The sequence below is a fragment of the Aquimarina sp. Aq107 genome, from assembly GCF_943733665.1.
GTDB lineage: Bacteria > Bacteroidota > Bacteroidia > Flavobacteriales > Flavobacteriaceae > Aquimarina.
Genome location: NZ_OX030782.1, coordinates 1,968,610 through 1,991,560, shown reverse-complemented (window position 1 = coordinate 1,991,560; position 22,951 = coordinate 1,968,610). Strand labels below are relative to the sequence as shown.

Genomic DNA, 22,951 nt, shown 5'->3' with positions numbered 1-22,951 from the left:
ATGTAATACTTCGAAAAATAATTAAAATACATATTAATTATTCATCCTCATTTAACAATCGTTGAAATTCTTCTAGATATTCACCAACATGGTATCCATCCATTAAGCCATGATGAACATGAACAGAGATTGGGAGATGGATTTCATCTTCTATTTTAACATACTTACCGAAGGATATTTTTGGAACACTATCCTTATATTGGAAATGTCTAGCATGTGAAATACTTGTAAAATTATACCAAGGAATTGATGAAACATGTAAGCTATCCATTCGTTTAGCATTATCATTATGTCGTAATCCTTTAGAGTTTTTAACCGCCTCTATTTCCTTTTGAGCATTTTGTTCGAACACCTTAAAGTTTTCATCATATTCTATAAATGAAAAACCAAAAGTATGATCATCTCTTCCTATAGTGGCAGAAACGTGTACTTGATCATACACATAAACCTTGTTATCCTCGATTCTATATCGAAATGGTTCTATAGTATTTGCTGCTTTTACTGCTTTATGTAGATAATAGAGGAAATAGGAATATCCATTTTCTTGAATCTTTTGATATCCCTTTGTAAAATTAATATTAGACACAATCCCAAAAAAAGGTTCATCAAAAGAACCAAAGAATTCATAATGTTCTTTTCTATTCCAATTTGTGAGATCTAGTACTGTTTTCATTATAAAAATTCTAACAATTCTTTAGAACTATCTAAACTTTTAAAATTAGGGTTGTCAATTGTTCCATTATGCACTTCATGAGCCCAAGTAGTATGAAAAGGAATATGATACGCATGCGCTCCAATATTTAACACCGGTATAACATCTGATTTTAGAGAATTGCCGATCATCAAGAATTCGGATTCATCAATATCTAAATGATCCACTAGTTTCTTATACTGTTTCTCAGTTTTATTTGAAACAATTTCTATATGATGGAAGTATTTCTCCAATCCAGATTTAATTAATTTTCGTTCTTGATCTAATAAATCTCCCTTAGTAGCCATAACCAAACGATATTTTTTAGATAAGTATTGCAATGTTTCTTCAATTCCATCGATTAACTCCACGGGCTCTTGCAACATCTGTTTTCCATTAGCTATCAAAGTTTCTACAAGCTTAGCGTTCAAATTTCCATTAGTTATCCGCAATGCTGCTTCGATTAAAGAAAGCGTAAATGGCTTTATTCCATACCCATATAAATCGAGGTTTTGCATCTCAACTTCAAAAAGTAATTTATTTGCTTCTTCTTTAGAGAGATATTTAGACACAAGCTCACAAAAATCTTCTTCAGCTTTTCTAAAAAAAGTTTCATTCACCCATAAGGTATCATCCGCGTCAAAAGCAATTACTTTTATTTTACTTAACATTTGGTATTGTAATATTTTACTATTGGTTCTAAAGCTTCAATGTTATCATCAAAATAGCCCTCTTCGATTTTAGATATTAAATCAGGACAATCTTTAAAATACTCTATTAGCAACTTTTTAGTTTTCTTAAATTGCAGTCCAGATCTAATTTTTATGACTTCATTACCATCTTCTTCTTTAGATAAGTAATACATTGACGTAACTGTAACGGCATCAGACCCAAACGCTGCAGAGGATATTTCCCTTGGAATATATAAACAATCGACTTTTCCAGAAATAGCCTTTTTTAATCGTAATGTTTTGTCTGTGCCCTTTAATTGCCGTAATACAAATAATCCTTCGTACTCCTTACGCGTATCAAAATCAAGTATAGATTTAAGTGATTTATATTTATAGCTTTCTTTCTCATTGGTATTGGCTTTTCTAAAAACCACTTTACTCCTATCCCAAACAACAACTTTTCCTCTTATTTCAGAGCCATCTTTAAAAACTAATATATGTGGATACTCTGATTGTGCATATGCGCCTATTGAAAACAATAGAAACACACATAACTTAAGAGTTAAATTCATAGTTTGATTTTAAATAAATAAAATAAATTACCTTACTAATTTTTTATACTTAATTCGCTTAGGCATTAAATCACCTCCTAAACGTTTCTTTTTATTTTCTTCATAGTCAGAAAAACTACCTTCGAAAAAGTATACTTGTGAATCACCTTCAAAAGCTAATATATGCGTACAAATTCTATCTAAGAACCAACGGTCGTGAGATATTACAACGGCACATCCTGCAAAATTTTCCAAACCTTCTTCTAAAGCTCGTAACGTATTAACATCAAGATCATTAGTCGGTTCATCTAAAAGCAATACATTACCTTCTTCTTTTAACGTCATCGCTAAATGTAACCTATTACGCTCACCTCCAGAAAGTGTGGAAACTTTCTTATTTTGCTCACTTCCACCAAAATTAAACCTACTAAGATATGCTCTAGAATTAACTTCTTTACCTCCCATCACCACTAAATCTTGTTCATCACTAAAATTTTGCCAAATAGATTTCTCAGGATCTATATTAGAATGAGATTGATCAACATACGCCAATTTTGCGGTTTCACCTACAGAGAAACTTCCTTTATCCGGAGTTTCTTCTCCCATAATCATTCTAAAAATTGTAGTTTTTCCAGCTCCATTAGGCCCAATAATTCCAACAATACCAGCTTGAGGAAGTTTAAAATTTAGGTCTTCATATAAAAGCTTATCTCCATAAGCTTTACTTATACCTGTAGCTTCAATCACATTGGTCCCTAATCGTGGTCCATTCGGTATATATATTTCTAATTTTTCGTCAAGTTGTTTTTGATCTTGACTCATTAATTTATCATAATTCTTAAGACGAGCTTTTTGCTTAGTTTGTCTTCCCTTCGCACCTTGACGAACCCATTCTAATTCTCGCTCTAAAGTTTTTTGACGTTTAGAAGCTGATTTACTTTCTTGTGCTAATCGTTTAGATTTCTGATCTAACCAAGAAGAATAATTACCTTTCCAAGGTATACCTTCTCCTCTATCTAATTCTAAAATCCAACCAGCAACATTATCTAAGAAATATCTATCGTGAGTTACTGCTATTACAGTTCCTTTATACTGCGCCAGATGATGCTCTAACCAATGTACTGATTCTGCATCCAAGTGGTTTGTAGGTTCATCTAATAGTAAAACATCAGGCTCCTTAAGCAATAAACGACATAGCGCTACTCTTCTGCGCTCTCCTCCAGATAGAACTCCAATTTTTTTATCAGAATCAGGAGTTCTTAACGCATCCATTGCTATTTCTAGTTTGGTATCCAGTTCCCAACCATTACCAGCATCAATCTGATCCTGTAATAATGCTTGCTTATCCATTAGTTTCTGCATTTTATCTGCGTCACTATAGACTTCTTCTAAACCAAACATATCATTGATTTTGTTATACTCATCAAGAACAGCTACCATTTCTGCAGCACCTTCTTTAACCACTTCCAAAACCGTTTTTTCAGGATCTAACTGCGGTTCTTGTTCTAAATATCCCACAGAATAATCCGAAGAGAATACTACATCCCCTTGATAATTTTTATCAACTCCCGCAATAATTTTTAATAAAGTTGATTTACCAGATCCATTAAGACCAAGAATCCCAATCTTAGCACCGTAAAAAAAACTTAAATATATATTCTTTAAAACTGGAGTGTTAGCGCTTTTAAACGTTTTTGTAACTCCAGACATAGAAAAGATAATCTTTTTATCATCTGACATAAGCCCCTATAAATTATTTTAATAATATTGTTAGTAATCCAAATGAATTTTGGATAATTATACTCTACCTTTTAAAGCATTAAATACCCAAGCATTAGCTAAAAAACCAACTCCAACAGCGGCAAAACCCCAACCAGAGACATCATAGTACTTAAATGCTCCAAGTGCTATTAAACCAAGTCCTACCAAAATCATTATAAATGTGGCCCACGCTAATACTGTATTTTTATTCATTCCCATAGCAAGTTATTTAGTTAACTGTTCTTAATGAAAAATCAAAAACAGCATACAAATATCGGTATTTTATCATCAAAAAATAACATTTTGGAGTGATCTTAGATCATAAAAACACTTTACTATTTGTTAAACAATAAGTTATGAAATTATTTTATAAAAACAGGGACCTAAAATATTAAGTCCCTGTTTTTATAAATCTATTTATTACTTAACTTGAAGGGCCGTTATCTACAACCGACTCAATTACTGACTCAATAGCATTGTCAATATTCTCAAAGAGATCATATCCTGTTAAACTTTCGATAGAATTAACCGATGTTCTAAACTGAGTCCAATCAGTACTTATACCTTGATCATTAGGCACATTGATAGCAATAACTCGAGTAGAAGTCGTTACTCTATTAATATCATTAGAACCATTAGGTAAAATCAAAGCAACTTTCCAAAAAGAATCAGGAACAATAATATTACCTCCATCGATAGAAGAGGCAAAACCATTTCTTCCTGTTCCTCCACTTCCTGCTACACCAGCAATGATATGAACCTCATTACCTTCTAACGTTAATGACCGGAGATAATTTTCAAAATTGGCCCAACTTCTCTGATTATTATCCGGAGCTTGCGGAGCAATGTTAGTCATATAATACGTGTTTTCATTAGAATCCTCTGATCCATTGCGATCTGCAGATGGACATAAATGTCCTCTATCAAAGCCTGAGTTAGTATAATCACTAGATGTAGCTCTGAAAAAACTACTTGGTAAATCATTATCTCTTTTAAAACAATTGCATCTTGGGGTATTTCCAGTCCAAGCACTGCTTAAATGCCAACTTACCCAATTAGCTGTTCCTGTATTGTTATTATATGATAAAGAAAAATCAGGCTTGGAAAGATAATAATTAGTAGAGCTTGTATTTGCATCAGAAGGATTACCAAAGGTAATATTACTATCTATTCCAGCATTACCACCAGTAGAGCTAGTCACTACTTCTACATTATCTATATTTATTCTATTAGATCCTCCAGAAATTTTTTGAATTCCATACCGAACACTCGCGGTTTCATTCACATCAAAGGCCACAGTGTTTAGCGTTGTAGAATTTGTTGTTACCCTAGAACCTATATAATACCAAGAAGCACCATTATCATAAGAAGCTATTAATCTCCACGTAGATGTGCCATCGTTGCCATATTTTGCATGACGAATTCTAATAGTTTCAGCGCCATTATCCATATTAAAAGACATGATTGCATAGCCTGTATTTCGAATTCTCACAGATTTAGATCCGTATTTACGGTCATTAGATAACCCGCCTAATAATGCATCACTTAAATACCAATCTCCAGATGATAAAGTAACACTTGCTCCTGCATAGCTTGATTTAGAACCTGACTCATACGTTTCTATAAAACCATCTTGCCTTTTCCCATTTGGATTATAATCATGTGGTCCTTCATTATCATATAAAAAGGTTTCAGTTTTTAGTTCTCCACTTATAGAAACAGGATTAGTTTCTATTTCCGAATGAAGATTATCATCATCTACATTACAACTTGTTATAAAAACAGCAAAAGACAGTAGGTATAAAATCGAATTTAATTTCAATAATTTCATAGTAGCATTTGATTATAGATTAGTAATTTTTTATAGTTGGATTTAATGTATCCATAAAACTAGCTCTACAGTGTTAAATATCTGATAATCAAAAGTTAGCAAACTGTTATAGAAATGTTATAGAATTTAATCTTTTACATAAATCTGTTAACATTTATTAAACATTTCACTAAAAAAGAAATTGATGAATTCGGTGAAAATTTTAATGATTTAAAAACTACTTGTTTTTTGTATTTTCGTGCAAACAATAGATACAATACACACAAATGGATATAAACTTCAATAAAAACGAAGATCATAATAAACTACTGGTCTCCGCGTTACGTCAAAAACTAGCAAAAGTAAAATTAGGCGGTGGAGAAAAGAGAATAGAAAAGTTACACGCCAAAGGTAAAATGACTGCAAGAGAAAGAATTGAATATTTACTGGACGATGATGACAAAGCCATAGAAATTGGTGCTTTTGCAGGAGATGAAATGTATGAAGAACACGGTGGATGCCCAAGTGGAGGAGTTGTAATTAAAATAGGCCATATAAGTGGTAAGCAATGTATCGTTGTTGCTAATGATGCTACAGTAAAAGCCGGTGCTTGGTTCCCTATAACTGGTAAAAAGAATCTAAGAGCACAAGAAATAGCTATTGAAAATAAATTACCTATTATCTATTTAGTAGATAGTGCTGGAGTTTATCTTCCTATGCAGGATGAAATTTTTCCTGACAAAGAACATTTTGGTAGAATTTTTAGAAATAATGCAGTAATGAGTAGTATGGGAATTACTCAAATCTCGGCTGTAATGGGAAGCTGTGTTGCAGGAGGTGCATATTTGCCTATTATGAGTGATGAAGCTTTAATTGTGGATAAAACAGGAAGTATTTTCTTAGCTGGTAGCTACCTTGTAAAAGCCGCTATTGGAGAAAGTATCGATAATGAAACACTAGGCGGAGCTACTACACATTGTGAAATTTCAGGAGTTACAGATTATAAATCTAAAGATGATAAAGATGCTCTTGACACTATAAAAAATATTGTTTCTAAGATCGGTGATTTTGACAAAGCTGGATACAATAGAGTTAAATCTATAAAACCAAAAAAGGACCCGAATGATATTTATGGTATATTACCTAAAGCTAGAAATGAACAGTATGACATGATGGAAATCATTCATAGATTAGTGGATGATTCTGATTTTGAAGAATATAAATCTGGTTATGGTCAAACAATAATTACAGGTTATGCGCGTATTGATGGTTGGGCTGTAGGTATTGTTGCTAATCAACGTAAAATTGTCAAAAATAAAAAAGGAGAAATGCAGTTTGGAGGAGTTATTTACTCTGACTCTGCAGATAAAGCTACCAGATTTATTGCCAATTGTAATCAAAAGAAAATTCCTTTGGTTTTTTTACAAGACGTTACTGGATTTATGGTAGGAAGTAAAAGTGAACATGGTGGTATTATAAAGGATGGCGCTAAAATGGTAAATGCTGTTAGCAATAGTGTAGTCCCAAAATTTACGGTAGTTATTGGTAACTCTTACGGTGCTGGTAATTATGCAATGTGTGGTAAAGCATATGATCCTCGTTTAATCTGTGCTTGGCCAAGTGCCGAACTTGCTGTAATGGGTGGTGCTCAAGCGGCAAAAGTATTATTGCAAATTGAGACTGCCTCCTTAAAGAAAAAAGGAGAAGAACTCTCTAAAAAAGATGAAAAGGCTTTATTTGATAAAATTAAAGCTCGTTATGATAAGCAGATTTCTCCATATTATGCTGCAGCAAGAATCTGGACAGACGGAATTATTAATCCATTAGATACTAGAAAATGGATTTCTATGGGTATTGAAGCTGCTGACCACGCTCCTATCGAAAAACCTTTTAATCTTGGGGTGATACAAGTGTAATAAACGTACTATTTATTAGTATAACAATATTTGATTACACCTTATTGTTTTACAGTAATTGAGTAAATTCAATTACTGTAAAATAATAATTTAATACATCTTAATTCCTTTTTAGGTATATTATCTTTTAGTTTATGAGAGTTCTTACCACACCTATAGTATTTACCATACTCTTATTAATATTTTGTAATGGATTTGCTTTTCAGGAAAAGAGTATATCCAATAATGATTCAGAATTTATTCTAAATGAAAAAAATAGAGATACTGTAGAATCGTATCTATTTCAAATTTCAAATAAAGATTTAGATCTAGGAGAATTAGGCTATAAAACTTATTTAGATAGAGGGCTCAAAGAAAAAAATGATACAATTCAATTTTGGGCCAACTTCTATTTAGGCAATATAAGTCATTCAAAAAAAGATTATAATTTAGCTATTCAATATGGTAATAAAGCTGTGTATTCTGCAGAAAAATTAGATCAAGGAAATTATATCGTAAGTGGTTTATCTATTCTAGGGGCATGTTACCAAGAGAAAAGAGATCGTGAAAATGCGCTTAAACAGTACTTACTGATGAAAAAGGTTATAACAAAATATAACCTAAAGCAATATGAAATTGATAATTTAGTGAGTATTGGTCAAATACGAATACGATTAAATCAAAATGAAAAGGCATTAGTATCTTTACAAAAAGGTTTAGAATTACTTCAAAAACCAACATATAAATCTGACACTAATCATGACGCTAGATACTTGTCTGCTATCCAAGGTATTGGAGTGTGTTATTATAAAATGGGTAATTATGATAAAGCGTTAAATTATGATTATAAAGGATTACAATATGCCGAAGAACGTGATCTAAAAACATATATTATCAGCTTTAATCTTAATATTGGAGAAGTATATATAGGAAAGAAAAAATATGAAAAAGCGCTTTCCTATTTAGCAATAGCCAAATCCGATATATTAAAAGAAAATAAAAAAAATGATCCGGATCTTTTTACAGCGAATCTACATATAGCAACCTGTTTTTTTTGGAAAGAAGAATATAAAAAAACAAGAGAATTACTGCTTGAAAATTTTGAACACCTTAAAGAGAATCTAGAAATTGAAAAAATAAGAGAAGCCTCAGATTTAGCAAAAAAATGTGGAGAAAAACTCAACGATACCGATCTTCAATTTAAGTATAGTAATGAATACAATAAAATCATTCAATCTTTGTATGAGAATGAAAACAGTGCTCAAGAGAAACTATATGATTATGATATAGAAAATTTAGAAAAACAAAACCAAGATCTAATATCACAAAATACTATTTATATAATCAGTTTTCTTTTTGCACTTACCTTGGCTATCGCGGCATTGATATATAATATCAAAACCAAACGAAAAAACAAACTCCTCTACGAAGAATTACAAAAAGAAAGAATACATGAATCTATTCCAGAAAAAGATATTCCAGTGGTTTCGAAAAACGAATTTATCACTGATAAAAAAATAGAAAATTTATTGCAAAAATTGTCTGCTTTAGAAAAAACAGAGTTTTACTTAACCATCGATTGTAATCTATATAACACAGCAAAGAAAATTGATACCAATACGACCTATTTATCCAAAATAATTAATGAATATAAGAAACAATCATTCAATGAGTATGTAAATGAACTAAGGATTAAATATTTTAGAAATCGATTAAACAATGATCCTAAATTTAGGTCATATACCATTAAAGCTATTGCTGGTGAACTAGGATATGGAAGTGTAAATACCTTTGCATCTGCCTTTAAAAAACAAACAGGACTTAGTCATTCTTATTATATCAAAAAAGTAAGTACCGAGATTACTAACACGAATGAAAAAAATGGAATAAAGTCTTAAATTGAAGACAAAATTCGATCAATTTTATAAAATTGACGTTTATAAAACCATATTATAATTAGTTCTACATATCCAAACTTTATTTTTACAATGAACCAATTAAAGAGATAAAAATGAACTATAAAACTCTAATGCCTGTTGTATTTTTTTTGATCATTTATTCAACATATTCTTTTGCGCAAAGTCATTTTGATTTCCGAGAAATAATTTTAGATATAGATATAGATATTAATTCAGGAAAAATACTCATCAACCAAGACGATTTAGAAGAACTAAAACTTCATAGATATGGTGGGAAAATAATTATTAACATATTTGGCATTTATCCTTCCAGTTTTTACAGACCACCTGGGCAAAAAGAAATACATTTTTCTGTATCTCCTAATTTTATCAATACAACTCTTAATCCAATAATTATTCCACCTACAAGACCCGATCCTGATACTAGGGTAATATCTAATCAAATTGGAAAAGAAAGGGTTTTATTAGATAGTAGATCGATATATCTTGATAAATACTATGTAAACTCGGGTGATTATCTATTTCATGTAAAACTAACAGAGAACTATATTGGTTTAGTTGATAAGATTAATGTTCCATTTTCTATCTATAAATATGATGAGCTTGGTGATTACATAATTACCCATGCAGAAGTTATTAATCCTTTAAATCAATACATAATGGATGGATACTATATAAAAAGTCAAATATTAAATTCAAGAAATTATGATATCAACGAATCTACAGAAGTTAGATATTATTATACAGAAAATGAAAAGTCAATTTTACTAGGCAAAACAAATATTAGGCCGCTTGAAGGCAATGAAAGTACAAATTCGCTATTATTTATAAATTCCAACACATATGACGATATTGTGGGACGTAAAATCAACATTGTTGTAGATGAGGATAAAGATATTCTAGAATATAGTGATGGTGATAGTAATAATAGAATCACGTATGAAATTCCATCTATCGAAGTAAACTCTAACAATCTAAAGGTATACCCAAACCCGTTTAGAGATAAAGTTACTTTTGGATTTTATTTAAACTCAACTTATACCAGTACTGTTTCTATTCAAATTTATGATAATAAAGGTAATATAGTTTATCAAAAGGGGTATATATTTCCTGCGCAAGCAAATCATCTTGAAATTTCTTATCTGGATGAGAATAAAATACCTTCTGGTAATTACCATTATTCTTTATTTATACATAAAAGTACTGGAGATATTAGATATTTTGGGACAATAATAAAAAAAGAATAGTTTTAATAAAACATCCAAATTTAAAAAGCGATTTCTTAAATAATAGAAATCGTTTTTTTATTAATAGAGAAACCCTGACCGCTATACTATTTACAAACAACATCAATTTTATAAAACTGACTTTTCTTCTTTTTCATAATCAATGATTTACCTCTAGTTTTACCAATATAAGCTGGCCGGCAAATCATAAATCATTTTAAAAAACAGATTAAAGACATGAAAAATTATATAAGAGTAATTACAGTACTATTTCTATTAATAGGAATTCAAAGTTGTGAGAAAGAAGATAATTCTTTTATAGAAGAACAGGAGTTTTTAGAGAATGAAATTAGTGATAAAAGTAATCCAGAATATCTTTTTATATGTTCTGTAGATGGTATCCCGAACGGATACTTTGTAGAGGAATATATATACAATAATAATTGTCCTTTTACCAATTTATTCCCAGGAGGTTATAATGGTGCTATCGTAAGACGAAACGGTACTCCAAATATAATTAGTGCAGGAGCTGGTTGTGATGACAATTATTGTATTTGGATTAAGGGCTCCAATTTTGATAACAATTCTTATGTAGATATTAGAACTACTACGGGCTCTACTATTATAGGAACTTATAGAGGTTCTAACCGCACACTAACAACAAATGCACAAGGACAACAAGTCATTACACTGCGTTTATCATCAGCATTTGAACGAAGTCAATTTGCCAGTAACGGATTACGTATTTGGGTAGTAAATCCAGATCCTGGAAAATGGGCAGATGGCAGAACTGTACGTAGACCATATACTAGTGGAGATGGAAATCCAATCGATCCACCGTGCAATCCAAATTGCCCATAAATTGTAACTGACTAAATCTATATAATAAGTTTATAAAGGCAGCAACCAATAAAGATTATGATAGTTGGTCTTTCAAGCGTTGTTTGGAATAACTAGACTAATAAAATTTCTAAGAAGTTTCTAATTAAGGAAATGTTTTCAAAACGTATTCAAATTTTAAATACTACACGATGATTAATAAAATTTTAAACCTAAACGGAGTCACTCCAATTAAAAAGGAAGATCAAAAATCAATTAAAGGAGGTACTCATGAATGTCAAAATGAAGCTAGAAGATGCATAGATGATAATGATTGTTGTTCAGGAAAATGTGGAGTAGAAAAAATAATCAATGGAAATATCATAACGCTTGCTATCTGTTCATTTTCTTAGATAATAACAATCATTTTTGAACCTATAGCACTTAAGCAAGAAAGATTTATAAGCTTATAAAAAGTAACAGACAGAAACAGTAACTGTCTTAAAACGTTTACTGAAACACAAATCAATAAATTATAAAAAGATGAAAAAAATAATGCAACTAAAAGACGCTCAAATTTTAAACAAACAAGAACAAAAATCTGTAAACGGAGGAAATACAGGAATGCGTTGTTATAGCAGCGCTGATTGTAATGTTTTAAATTCTATTCCTGGATTTGAACACGAAGAATTCTTTTGTTTTTGGGGTATGTGTCAAATAGCGTAATTTTTTCTGTTTAGAAATTCTTAAGGCGATACCATTTGGTATCGCCTTTTAAATATTCGATAAAACTAAATTTCGATACCTTTAATTAAGATTTGATTTAGCTTACATGAAGTTTATATCATACTTAAAATATTGTTTAAGATATACTAAAACCAATATTATTAAGTTGAATATTTATAAACAAAAGCAAAAATAATGAACAAATCATTTTTAAAAATCAAAGTATTAAGTATCGCTATACTTGCCAGTTTATTTATCATAAGTTGTAGCGATGATGACAACAGTAGCAACGCATCTATTGATATAACACAAGAAGATGTAATGAAGGGTTTAGAAGTTGAAAAAATATCCAACTTTATTGACAACATGACTTTGGATAATATCTCAACAAATAGATCCAATGCGCAGTTATCTTCAAAATTCAGCAGACCTGGATGCGCAGATTTCAGTATTACTGATACTGGTTACACGCTAACATTTACCGACTGTACTACAGAGGATGGAGAAACAATTAGTGGAGCAATTAATGTAATGGTAGTAATAGAAAACAATACCGTTACTACAACGATTACTTTTGATAATTTAACCTTTGCAGGAAACTCTGTTAATGGCAGCAAAAGTACTACCTATTCTTTAGATACTAATGGTGGTAACTTTGTATATAGTGTTACTTCTGACCTATCCATTACTTTAGCTGATGGAACTACAGCTTCTGAACAAGGAACAAAAACGTATACAGTAAGTGGTCTTGGGACAGCAAATGCTAGTTATTCTATTGGTGGTAGTTGGATAGTAACCTTAGGTCCTGACAGTTATTCTCTAGTAACAGATCCTACATTAGAAGGTACTTTTAGTTGTGGATATATTACCACAGGTACTCTAATAATGACTAAAAATTCGTTGAGCGCTTCTATTAATTATGGAGATGGAACTTGCGACGACAAAGCACTTGTAACATATCCTGATGGAACTACTGAAGAGATTGAATTATAAAATATAAATCAAAATAAAAAAAGGGAGTTCACAATGGAACTCCCTTTTTTTATTTCCTTTTCGGAATAGTTATCAATTCTTCTTGTCTTTTATTGACATACCTAAATCCATCTTTACCCCAAAAGCCAGCTTCTTCTAACATAATTCTAATGTCTTTATTCCATTCCGATAATGTTACTGTAGTATTAAGTTCTATAGCATATACGGTATTTTGGTGTAACGGATAATCTCCAGTAAAAGGAACACCGCCTTGTGAATCCCACATTCCAATAGTTGTACCCGATGAATGTCCATACAATCCTAAAGGATGTGTATAAATGGCAGGTTTTAATCCTTCTGCTCTGCCTTCTTCTAAAGATTTTAATAGTATCTCATTTCCGGTTTTCCCTGTCTCAAAATTTGAAGTAAAAATATCCTGAACTCTATTACCATCCGCAAATGCTTTAATCAAGAATTCAGGTGGAGCCATTTCTCCATTTTTTAATATATATGCATGTTGCTGACAATCTGTATTTAACCTTAAATATGTAATTCCAAAATCACAATGAATCAGATCCCCTTGTTTGATAATTTTATCATTTGGTCTATTGGAGAACGAAACTATGTGATCTTCTAACTTTTCATTATCCCGTTGGATATCTACAGTTGGATGAAACCACGTTTTAAGTCCCATATCTGTTACTTTTTGTCTTAACCACCAAACCACGTCATCGGTTGTTGTGCTACCTGGTTTCACAACCTTAGTACTAAATGCTTCACCGATAATATCATGTGTGATTTGTACTAACTCTTTATAGATTTCCATTTCTTGTTCAGTCCTAGTTTCTATCCATGCTATAGCTAATTTCTCTGCAGATGTTACTCTAGACTTGTAAGTATCTGGTAACTCTTTTATAAATTCTTCATAATCTGTTTTAACTATACCATCTACAATTCCAAAATGTTCAGAATAATTAATTCCAATCTTTTTGGGATCCCTTTTTGCAATAATATCTGTAAGGGCCTTCCACTGATCCGGTTGTTTTTCCTTATCCCAAGCAGAATCAATATACTTACCAACATTATATCTAGCTACAGCAAGGTGTTCAATTGTGTTTTTTTCTTTATCCCTATAAAAAACCAATATAGTTCTTCTTCTTGCATTAAGCCATTTTGCTGGTAACATGGTCTTTAATACTGGATCCTCATTATACTCACGCGAAATCAATATCCACATATCAAAATCAGTTTGATCCATTAACTGTGGTAATAGTTTATTAAAACGATCTGCTAATATTTGATCAATTACCTCTGCTCTATCTCTTTCTGGAAGAATTTGTGCTTGAGAGATTGTAGTAAAAATTAGTAATAGGAATATAAAAAATCTTTTCATTTGTGTGGGTTCATTAATATCGAATAAAAGTATTACAAAAAAGAGACACCTGCAATGCTTTGTAGATGTCTCTTTACCCCTGTTACAATAAAACAAATTTTAAAGCGTCTGATAACTATTCATTAATCTTATAAACTCTGCTCTATAACCTTGACGATCTAAAGATCTGTTTTCTTCTGCCATTGTTATAATATCATTGATATTTTTATTTGTTATATATCTTGACTTTCTAATTTTCATACCAAACCAAGCAACAGATGCTGCAAAATTGAAATCTTTTGATACCTGCTTTTTATCTGTTTTTAGTATGTGAACCATTTCAATACTCTTATTTCCTTGCGGTTTTTTATATCTAAATTTTACAGTTAATAATTCATCTCCATAATTTTTAGTGATTTTAGTATCCGTATACTTTAGATCTGGTGTACTTTTTATGTAGTTACTTTTTACTCCTACTGGTATAATTTCATATAACGCGGTAACTGTATGACCACTGCCTAATTCTCCTGCATCTTTTGTATCATCCACAAAGTCTTCATCAGCTAATAATCTATTTTCATAACCAATCAAACGATATGCTTGTACTTTTCCTGGATTAAATTCTACTTGTATCTTTACATCTTTGGCAATGGTATATAATGTTCCTCCAAATTCTTTACCTAATACTCTTTGAGCTTCTTGCATAGTATCAATATATGCATGATTCCCGTTACCTTTATCCGCCAGAGTTTCTAATTTACTATCCTTATAATTATGCATCCCAAAACCTAAACATGTTAAGAACACACCAGATTTACGCTTTTCTTCAATCAATGTTTTCATATCCGAATCGCTGCTCATTCCCACATTAAAATCACCATCTGTAGCAAGAATCACACGATTGTTTCCTTTCTTCATGAAATTTTCTTGTGCAATTTTATACGCAAGTTCTATACCTGCTCCTCCAGCTGTAGAACCTCCAGCACTCAAATTATCTAATGCTCGATTGATTTCGTTTTTATGAGCTCCAGATGTCGGTTTCAATACCATTCCAGCGGCTCCAGCATAAACCACTATCGACACTTTATCTTTCTCTCTTAATTGATTTACTAATAATTTAAAAGCTCTCTTTAGTAATGGTAATTTATTAGCTTGATTCATAGAACCAGATACATCAAGCAGAAAAACCAAGTTCGAGGCTGGAATTTCATCTTGCGGAATTTCTTTTCCTTTTAATCCTATTTTTACCAATTGAGTTTTGGTATTCCAAGGAGTTTTATCATATTCTGTATGAATTGCGAATGGATGATCATTGGTTGGTTGTTTATAGTCATATTCAAAATAATTAATCATCTCTTCGATCTTAACAGCATCTACAGGTATTTGTTGACCACTATTAATCATTCTTCGAACGTTACTGTATGATGCTTTGTCAACATCTATAGAAAATGTAGATAACGGAGACATATTTACCTTTTCAAAACTATTTTCTACTATTTCTTCATATGATTCATTATTATCTATTTTATAATTCCCTTTGTGCGTAGTAATTATAACACATCCATGAGTTGCTCTTATACCGTATAATGAAGCTGCAGTTTTATCTTTCAAAACTTCTACATTAGAAATGTTTTTAGGATCTATACTCTGAATCTTTCCTATATTTTTTTTATCTATAGGTATACCATCTACAATATATAAAGGTTGATTTGTATTAGAAATACTGTTAGCTCCTCTTATTCTTATAGAATTATTAGAGTTCGTATTTCCCGCATTATTAGTTATTGATAATCCAGAAACTCTCCCATTTAACTTATTAGCTTTTGATTGTTTTCTTGCTCTTCTAGCTTTCCTTCTATCTGCTCTAGACATACTAATAGATTCACTACTAACAGCAGAGACTGCATACCCTAAAACACTTCGTTTTCTTTGTATTCCTTCTGCAGTTACTACAACTTCTTCTAGTTGTGCGGGAGATATACTCATAGCTACATTGACAATAGAACTATCTTGTTTTATTTTTACTTCTTCAGTTTCATAGCCGATAAAAGAAAAAGTTAAAATATTTCCAATATTTGTTTGAATTGAATACCTCCCGTCAAAATCAGTTTGAGCTCCTTTATTCGTTCCTTTAATAGTAATATTTACTCCAGGAATTGGATCATTATTGCTGGCATCCGTAACAGTTCCTGTAATTGTTAGTTCTTGGCCCATTGTTATTCCAACGGTAAATAACAAAAGCATAAAATAGTGTAGTTGTTTCATAATAATTATTGTTTTAATTATGAAATAAAACTACTCCTACAGATTCTTAATTAAAATCTACATTGAGTAAAAAGGTGATTTAGCTTAGGGAAATTGGTAATATATTTAGGATAGATTATTATGAACAAGTTCCAACGTCTTAGTTCGTTGTACTTTACCATTATCCGTTTCTATAAATTGAGCTAAGAAATGAATCTCTTTAGGGACTTCATATTTACTTAAAACTTTTAAATTAGATATCGCATCTTCTAAATTTTCTTTTACCACAATATCATAATCCCTTTCCACTATCAAAATTGCTTTATCACCCAAAGCATCATCTGGAACAGCTGCTATAAAAAATCGATGCCCAATTAATAACTGAAGTTTAGTTTCTATCTCTTCTGGATATAATTTAACTCCTCCACTATTTATTACATTATCATAACGTCCCTTCCAATTAAACTTCTTGTATGTTTTAAGCTCTACAACATCATTTGTGATGATTGTTTTATCATTTAACTGGGGTGCTTTGATTATCAAACAATTTCTTTCGTCTGTACTAAGTGTTATATTTGGTAATGCTTTAAAGTATTTAGCATCTTTTTTATCTTTCTTTTTTGGGTTAATTCTTCTTGCAGCAACATGAGTGATGGTTTCGGTCATTCCATAGGTTTCGAAAATTTTAGTTTTGACCCCTTGCACTAATTCTTTAAGATTTTCCGGTACGGTTCCTCCACCAACAATTAATTTTTTTATAAGATGTAATCTATTAATAGAATTATCTAATTGCAATGGAACCATAGCACAAAAATCATATTGTTTATATACAGTATCCAAGGGATTTGTTTTAGGTGGAACCAAATCAATTTTCCATCCCAAAACCATAGCGCGAACCAACATCATTTTTCCAGCAATATAGGTAGCCGGTAAACATAACAAGGCAGTTGTATCTTCTTTTACCTTAAAAAAAGCACCCGTAGCTAAGGCACTATTTATCATATGCTGCTTGTAAATTTTAATTTTCTTTGGTTTTCCGGTAGAACCTGAAGTTTTGACTACAATATAATCTTTATCATTTAACCAATCCAGAAGAAAGTTACCCACTTCTTGTTCATAAAACTCTCCGTCTTTTTTAAAACTATAGGCGATACGTTGCAGACCAGAATTATCTAAAGATCGCTTATTAATACTAAAATTGTTATGTATTTTAGGTGTAGAAAATGTATCTTCTGTTTGCATACCCAAATTTCAATTTTATTACATATTCATTGGTTATGATTACGTAAATTATATATTAATAATTTGTTATTTTTCCATTTGAATTTCTGGTTTAACTTTTCCAAATAGTTTATCTCTCCATCCTGACCATTTATATTTTTTCCAAAGAATTAAAATATAAATTGGAAACACTACGAAAACAGGAATCAATATTTCCAATCCTGTCTCGGGTTCTCCTGTATACAATAAAATAGAATCTGTTTGAAATGCCGTCCAAGAAGATGTTACTAAAAGTGCCGTTACTAAATTATTCGCTGCATGAAAACCTAATGCTAGCTCTAAACCTTCATCCATTAAAGTAATAATACCTAAAAATAGACCTGTCCCTATATAGTAAACCATAATATGAGGACCAATCTTAGCTACTTCTGGATTACCAAAATGCATAGCACCAAATATTACAGAGGTAACAATCAGTGGAATCCATCTAGTTTTTGTAGCTAAACCTAATCCCTGCATCATATGACCTCTAAACAAATATTCTTCGAAACTAGTTTGCATCGGAACAATAATAATTGCCATTATAGCCAAAGTAATAAAAGCATCTAATTCAAAATTAAGCTGAAAATCTTCTGGATATAAATAATATAAAACTCCAGTAGTAATTAAAATATAGAGTGTTATGAGTGTAAACATAAAAAGAACTCGTTTCCAATCTATTCTTTTTCTAGATGTAGTTAAAGACGTTATACTTTGTTGATGCACTACCTTTACCCAAAAAAGCAACCCTGCTAAAAAAATGACAAAAGGTCCTACAGAAATAAGAAAAAATAGTGGTTTTCCTAAAGTTTCTATCTGCTCAGCCATAAGTGCATCAATATCAACTCCCTGAGTAAACATCAAATTAAAAAGAATTAAACCGAGAAAACCGATTGGAACAGGCAAATATTTCCACATTCCTAATTTCCCTTTTCTTCCTTGCTCTATATACATCTATAAATTATTTAATTTAAATAAGAAACTACCCATTTCTTATTTTGTTGATATTTTAAACTACCTGTATCTACTAACAAGGGAGCTTCTATATTATTGGTATACAAACTTCCTGTTCCTAATCCCTGCGGCATCTTACTTTGTAATGTATAGGTATATTGTGCTATAGCACTTAATCCTATATTACTTTCCAAAGCACTCGTAATCCACCATCCTATTCCTAATTCTTCGGCAATATCGATCCACTCCTGGGTTCCTTTAAAACCTCCTATTAAACTTGGTTTTAAAATAATGTATTGAGGTCTTATTGTTAGTAGTAATTTTCTCTTTTCCGTTACACTAAAAACACCAATTAATTCTTCATCTAGAGCTATGGGCAAAGGTGATCTTTCGCACAAATCCATCATATAATCGTATTGTCCTTGTCTAATTGGTTGTTCTATACTGTGCAATCCGAAACTATGCAGTTTTATCAATTTATCTAAAGCTTCGTTAGTACTAAACGCTCCATTAGCATCAACTCTTAGCTCAATAACTTCCTCAGAAAACTGGGATCTTATATATGATAACAATTCTAATTCTGCTTCAAAATCAATGGCACCTATCTTCATTTTAATACAATCAAAACCTTGATTTAGTTTATCTACTATCTGATTTTTCATAAACTCCTTCTCTCCCATCCATATCAGTCCATTAATTGGGATAGAATCTATTCCTTTCGTAAATTTTGATGGGAATAACAAAAACGGTGACTCACTATGTAAAGATTTAAAAGCCATTTCTACTCCAAATTGAATACTAGGGAATTCTTTGAGTTCTTCCCAAAGTTGCTCAACGCCTAAATGAATATTATTACAAGTCCATTTAAGTTTTTCTTCATAATCAGGTCGATCATCAATACTTAACGTTCTTAGAATACCACACTCACCAATACCTTGTTTACCATTAAAAGTAATTACGATATACCAAGTTTCTTTAGTCTTAAGAACTCCTCTAGAAGTTCCACTCGGTCTTTTAAATTCTAAAATATGCTTATGATAGATTGCTTTCATTATAATTCTATACGCTGCCCTACATCTAATAAAATAAGATCCTTGTCTTTGGCTCTAAACTTTCTTTTAGCATCCTCATGATCAATTTCTATATATCCAAAAGTATCATAATGAACTCCAAGAACCTTATCACATTCTACAAAATCACTAGCAATAATAGCATCATCAATTCCCATAGTAAAATTATCACCTATAGGTAAAATAGCTAAATCTAATTTTGTTGTTAACGGAATTAACTTCATATCCATGGTTAAAGCAGTATCTCCAGCGATGTAAACATTCGCAGACTCTGCTTGTATTACAAAACCTCCAGGTTGACCACCATAAGTTCCATCCGGAAAACTACTCGTATGTAATGCATTTACATATTTTACTTTTCCAAAACTAAATTCCCAGTTACCTCCGTGATTCATTGGGTGTACTTCTATTCCTTTATCCTGATAATACATTGCAATTTCATAATTAGATACTATAATCGCATTACTATGCTTTGCAATGGCTTCTGCATCTAATGTATGATCTTGATGTGCATGTGTCAGTAATATATAATCAACTTTGAAATCTGTAATTTTTATTTTGTCTTTAGCCATAGGATTACCAGAAATAAAGGGGTCAACTAAAACTTTAACTTCATTGATTTCCAGCAATAACGTATTCTGCCCAAAAAAAGTAATTTTCATTGTGTAAGGTTTTAAAATGGTAATGGAAAGTTATAAAATCTGCCCTAAACTAAATAATATAGCCAGAAAAAATGTGGATAGTGCCACTTTTTTTAATTCTGGATCTAAGTTTTTGGTATCCTTTGTTTTTATAACTTTATTTAAATGAATTAATAAGGGTATTAAAACTATTAAAAACAGTAAATTAAAATAATTCCTATAGGTATAAATAAGATAAACTATCATACTGAAAATTGCCCCAAGAATTAAAAAGTAATGATACATTTTAGCTTTGGCAATACCTAATTTAACCACTAGGGTATTCTTTTTAGATTTTTTATCACTATCGTGATCTCTCATATTATTGAGATTTAGCACTGCAGAACTTAATAACCCAATTGCAGTAGCCGGAAGAAATATTAATCCATTTAAATCTTTTGTAAATAAGAAATAACACCCAACAACACTAACCAATCCAAAAAAAATAAATACAAAAACATCTCCTAATCCACGATATCCATATGCAGAATTTCCCATAGTATATTTTATTGCTGCTGCTATTGCTGCTATACCTAAAAGAAAAAAGAATACAGAATAAAAGAAATATTCCTTTCCAAAAGACACATAAATAAGAAATATGGCTAGAAACATGGTTATAATCGAAGTGAGTACAATACCTACAAACATTTCTTTATCTGATATAGCACCACTTTGCAAAGCTCGCTTAGGTCCTACTCTATCCTCGTTATCAGTTCCTTTAACACCATCTCCATAATCATTTGCAAAATTAGAAAGGATTTGTAATCCTAAGGTAGTTGCAATAGCTAACCAAAAAATAATAGAAACACCAAAACCACCAGCTAGTGCTGATCCAACTATAATTCCTGATACCGATAATGGTAATGTACGAAGCCTTGCGGCAGAGATCCAAGCTTTAAATTTGGTCATTGTAATCTTAATTGATAGTCAAAGGAACAGTATTTTAATTAAAAAAAAAATAAAAAATAATTCTGCGAAATATTTAAATTAGCATTATGTCAATTCCTTTACCGTTAGAGTTCCCTTCATTTAATCTATATAGTACACCTTTGCTACTATTAGTTCTCCAAGCGTTTATTTTTGCTTTTCTTTTATTGGTAAGATATTTCAAAAAAAAACATATATCCGCTTTAATACTTTCTTTATTAATTTTTATTACTGGCTATCATAGAACTTCTTATACTATTGGTTTTATGGACTGGTATGACACATTTCAAAATACCAAGATTAATTATTGGCTCATAGCATTATCATTAGCAATTGGTCCTTTATTATACTTTTACATAAAATCAATTACCACTTCTAATTTCAAATTTAGAAAAAAAGACTTTTTACATTTCATTCCTGTTTGTTTATATATAGTATACAAAATATCTATTTTCATTTATGATGCTGCGCAACCAGGTTTTGAGGATACACAGAATGGTTATCTCAAAGTTTTTTTGGACGAAAAATATGTTGGACCTCTTATTGGGGTTGTAGAAAACCTTCAGATGCTTCTGTATCTAGCATTTACTATTCAGTTATATTATGTATACCGAAAAAAAATTCAACATTTTTTTTCTAACACGTATAGTCTAGAATTGAACTGGATTAGGAACTTTCTTTTTATTTACTCCTTTCTTTTTTTATATAGTTTATTTCAGGGAGTTATCGGATCCGTTATTACTGAACTTCATTGGACGCAACGTTGGTGGTATCATTTTTTTACAGCTGTAGCAATTATATATATTGGTATAAAAGGATATTTTACAGATACTAGTAAGTTGAATAATTTAAATTTTTCCGTATCGGTAAAAGAAACAACTTCTACGTTATCAACTGAATTAAGTAGTGATGTTATTAGAAATAAGAAAAAAATAAAGGAATTTATGTCAGAAGAAAAACCGTTTCTTAACCCAGATCTTAACCTTACTCAACTATCACAGATGCTCAAAATACCAGCATCTATTATTTCTGAGACTATTAATTCTGGTTTTGATAAAAACTTTAATGATTTTGTAAATTCATATCGAGTAAAAGAAGTACAAAAAATGCTTAAAGAAGGTAAGCAACAACAATTATCGTTGTTAGGAATCGCTTATGAGTGTGGGTTTAATAGCAAAGCAACCTTTAATAGAGTATTCAAGAAATTAACAAATACATCTCCTTCGCAATATTCTGCTTCCCAAAATAAAGCGTAACTATATCATTTTTATGAATTTCTCAATTAATCAAACTGTATTTTTTATACACAATTTTATAGATTAGCAACTTCAACCAGTATTTATTACCGTTTCGACACTTAATTGGTGCTCTTTATTGAGAGAATCATTGTTTTGAAACACAAA

General features: G+C 31.0%; 21 protein-coding genes. 8 read left to right on the top strand and 13 right to left on the bottom strand.

Annotated features, from left to right (window positions below):
• Positions 1-37: 37 nt before the first annotated feature.
• From NMK29_RS08325 to NMK29_RS08300, 6 genes are all read right to left on the bottom strand, one after another.
• Positions 38-673: a chloramphenicol acetyltransferase gene (locus NMK29_RS08325; RefSeq protein WP_108804327.1), complete on the bottom strand. Its 636-nt coding sequence runs from the start codon at positions 671-673 to the stop codon at positions 38-40.
• Positions 673-1,362: an HAD family hydrolase gene (locus NMK29_RS08320; protein ID WP_108804328.1), complete on the bottom strand. Its 690-nt coding sequence runs from the start codon at positions 1,360-1,362 to the stop codon at positions 673-675. The genes NMK29_RS08325 and NMK29_RS08320 overlap by 1 nt, the downstream gene beginning before the upstream one ends.
• A complete protein-coding gene (locus NMK29_RS08315) occupies positions 1,356-1,934 on the bottom strand; it encodes a hypothetical protein (protein WP_108804329.1) in 579 nt (192 codons plus the stop codon). The genes NMK29_RS08320 and NMK29_RS08315 overlap by 7 nt, the downstream gene beginning before the upstream one ends.
• A 27-nt stretch (positions 1,935-1,961) precedes the next feature.
• Positions 1,962-3,653 carry an energy-dependent translational throttle protein EttA gene (ettA, locus tag NMK29_RS08310; protein ID WP_108804330.1) on the bottom strand — a complete coding sequence of 564 codons (1,692 nt, stop codon included), beginning with the start codon at positions 3,651-3,653 and terminating at the stop codon, positions 1,962-1,964.
• Positions 3,654-3,710: 57 nt separating this feature from the next.
• Positions 3,711-3,893 carry a CAL67264 family membrane protein gene (locus tag NMK29_RS08305; protein WP_108804331.1) on the bottom strand — a complete coding sequence of 61 codons (183 nt, stop codon included), beginning with the start codon at positions 3,891-3,893 and terminating at the stop codon, positions 3,711-3,713.
• A 205-nt stretch (positions 3,894-4,098) separates the two neighbouring features.
• Positions 4,099-5,505, bottom strand: coding sequence for a DNA/RNA non-specific endonuclease (locus NMK29_RS08300; RefSeq protein WP_108804332.1), 1,407 nt, complete (start codon positions 5,503-5,505; stop codon positions 4,099-4,101).
• Positions 5,506-5,771: 266 nt separating this feature from the next.
• Here NMK29_RS08300 and NMK29_RS08295 point away from each other — a divergent pair, with 266 nt between their 5' ends.
• The 7 genes from NMK29_RS08295 to NMK29_RS08265 all read left to right on the top strand — a co-directional run bounded on the left by NMK29_RS08295 (position 5,772) and on the right by NMK29_RS08265 (position 13,062).
• A complete protein-coding gene (locus NMK29_RS08295) occupies positions 5,772-7,400 on the top strand; it encodes an acyl-CoA carboxylase subunit beta (RefSeq protein WP_108804333.1) in 1,629 nt (542 codons plus the stop codon).
• A gap of 134 nt (positions 7,401-7,534) precedes the next feature.
• Positions 7,535-9,277 (top strand): AraC family transcriptional regulator, encoded by a 1,743-nt coding sequence (locus NMK29_RS08290; RefSeq protein WP_108804334.1) that lies wholly within the window; start codon positions 7,535-7,537, stop codon positions 9,275-9,277.
• A gap of 113 nt (positions 9,278-9,390) precedes the next feature.
• Positions 9,391-10,545: a hypothetical protein gene (locus NMK29_RS08285; protein WP_108804335.1), complete on the top strand. Its 1,155-nt coding sequence runs from the start codon at positions 9,391-9,393 to the stop codon at positions 10,543-10,545.
• A 216-nt stretch (positions 10,546-10,761) separates the two neighbouring features.
• Positions 10,762-11,385 (top strand): hypothetical protein, encoded by a 624-nt coding sequence (locus NMK29_RS08280; protein WP_108804336.1) that lies wholly within the window; start codon positions 10,762-10,764, stop codon positions 11,383-11,385.
• A 170-nt stretch (positions 11,386-11,555) separates the two neighbouring features.
• On the top strand, positions 11,556-11,756 hold the full coding sequence (locus tag NMK29_RS08275) for a hypothetical protein (RefSeq protein WP_108804337.1): 201 nt from the start codon (positions 11,556-11,558) through the stop codon (positions 11,754-11,756).
• Between the two features lie 130 nt (positions 11,757-11,886).
• Positions 11,887-12,069 (top strand): hypothetical protein, encoded by a 183-nt coding sequence (locus tag NMK29_RS08270; RefSeq protein ID WP_108804338.1) that lies wholly within the window; start codon positions 11,887-11,889, stop codon positions 12,067-12,069.
• Positions 12,070-12,264: 195 nt separating this feature from the next.
• A complete protein-coding gene (locus NMK29_RS08265; RefSeq protein ID WP_108804339.1) occupies positions 12,265-13,062 on the top strand; it encodes a hypothetical protein in 798 nt (265 codons plus the stop codon).
• A 49-nt stretch (positions 13,063-13,111) separates the two neighbouring features.
• Here the strand turns inward: NMK29_RS08265 and NMK29_RS08260 are convergent, their stop codons facing one another.
• From NMK29_RS08260 to menA, 7 genes are all read right to left on the bottom strand, one after another.
• The gene (locus tag NMK29_RS08260) at positions 13,112-14,434 is read right to left on the bottom strand and encodes a M24 family metallopeptidase (RefSeq protein WP_108804340.1); all 1,323 of its coding nucleotides are present in this window, start codon (positions 14,432-14,434) and stop codon (positions 13,112-13,114) included.
• Between the two features lie 99 nt (positions 14,435-14,533).
• Positions 14,534-16,678 carry a VWA domain-containing protein gene (locus NMK29_RS08255; protein WP_108804341.1) on the bottom strand — a complete coding sequence of 715 codons (2,145 nt, stop codon included), beginning with the start codon at positions 16,676-16,678 and terminating at the stop codon, positions 14,534-14,536.
• Between the two features lie 105 nt (positions 16,679-16,783).
• A complete protein-coding gene (locus NMK29_RS08250; RefSeq protein WP_108804342.1) occupies positions 16,784-17,899 on the bottom strand; it encodes an AMP-binding protein in 1,116 nt (371 codons plus the stop codon).
• Positions 17,900-17,965: 66 nt separating this feature from the next.
• Entirely contained in the window at positions 17,966-18,871 is a 906-nt protein-coding gene (locus NMK29_RS08245; protein WP_108804343.1) for a CPBP family intramembrane glutamic endopeptidase, read from the bottom strand.
• Between the two features lie 11 nt (positions 18,872-18,882).
• Entirely contained in the window at positions 18,883-19,923 is a 1,041-nt protein-coding gene (locus NMK29_RS08240) for an o-succinylbenzoate synthase (protein ID WP_108804344.1), read from the bottom strand.
• The gene (locus NMK29_RS08235) at positions 19,923-20,603 is read right to left on the bottom strand and encodes a metal-dependent hydrolase (RefSeq protein WP_108804345.1); all 681 of its coding nucleotides are present in this window, start codon (positions 20,601-20,603) and stop codon (positions 19,923-19,925) included. Before NMK29_RS08235 ends, NMK29_RS08240 begins: the two co-directional genes overlap by 1 nt.
• A 30-nt stretch (positions 20,604-20,633) precedes the next feature.
• Entirely contained in the window at positions 20,634-21,530 is an 897-nt protein-coding gene (menA, locus tag NMK29_RS08230; protein ID WP_108804346.1) for a 1,4-dihydroxy-2-naphthoate octaprenyltransferase, read from the bottom strand.
• Between the two features lie 86 nt (positions 21,531-21,616).
• On the opposite strand from menA, the gene NMK29_RS08225 reads away from it, so the two are divergent.
• Positions 21,617-22,804, top strand: a complete 1,188-nt coding sequence (locus NMK29_RS08225) for an AraC family transcriptional regulator (protein ID WP_108804347.1) — start codon at positions 21,617-21,619, stop codon at positions 22,802-22,804.
• Positions 22,805-22,951: the final 147 nt, after the last annotated feature.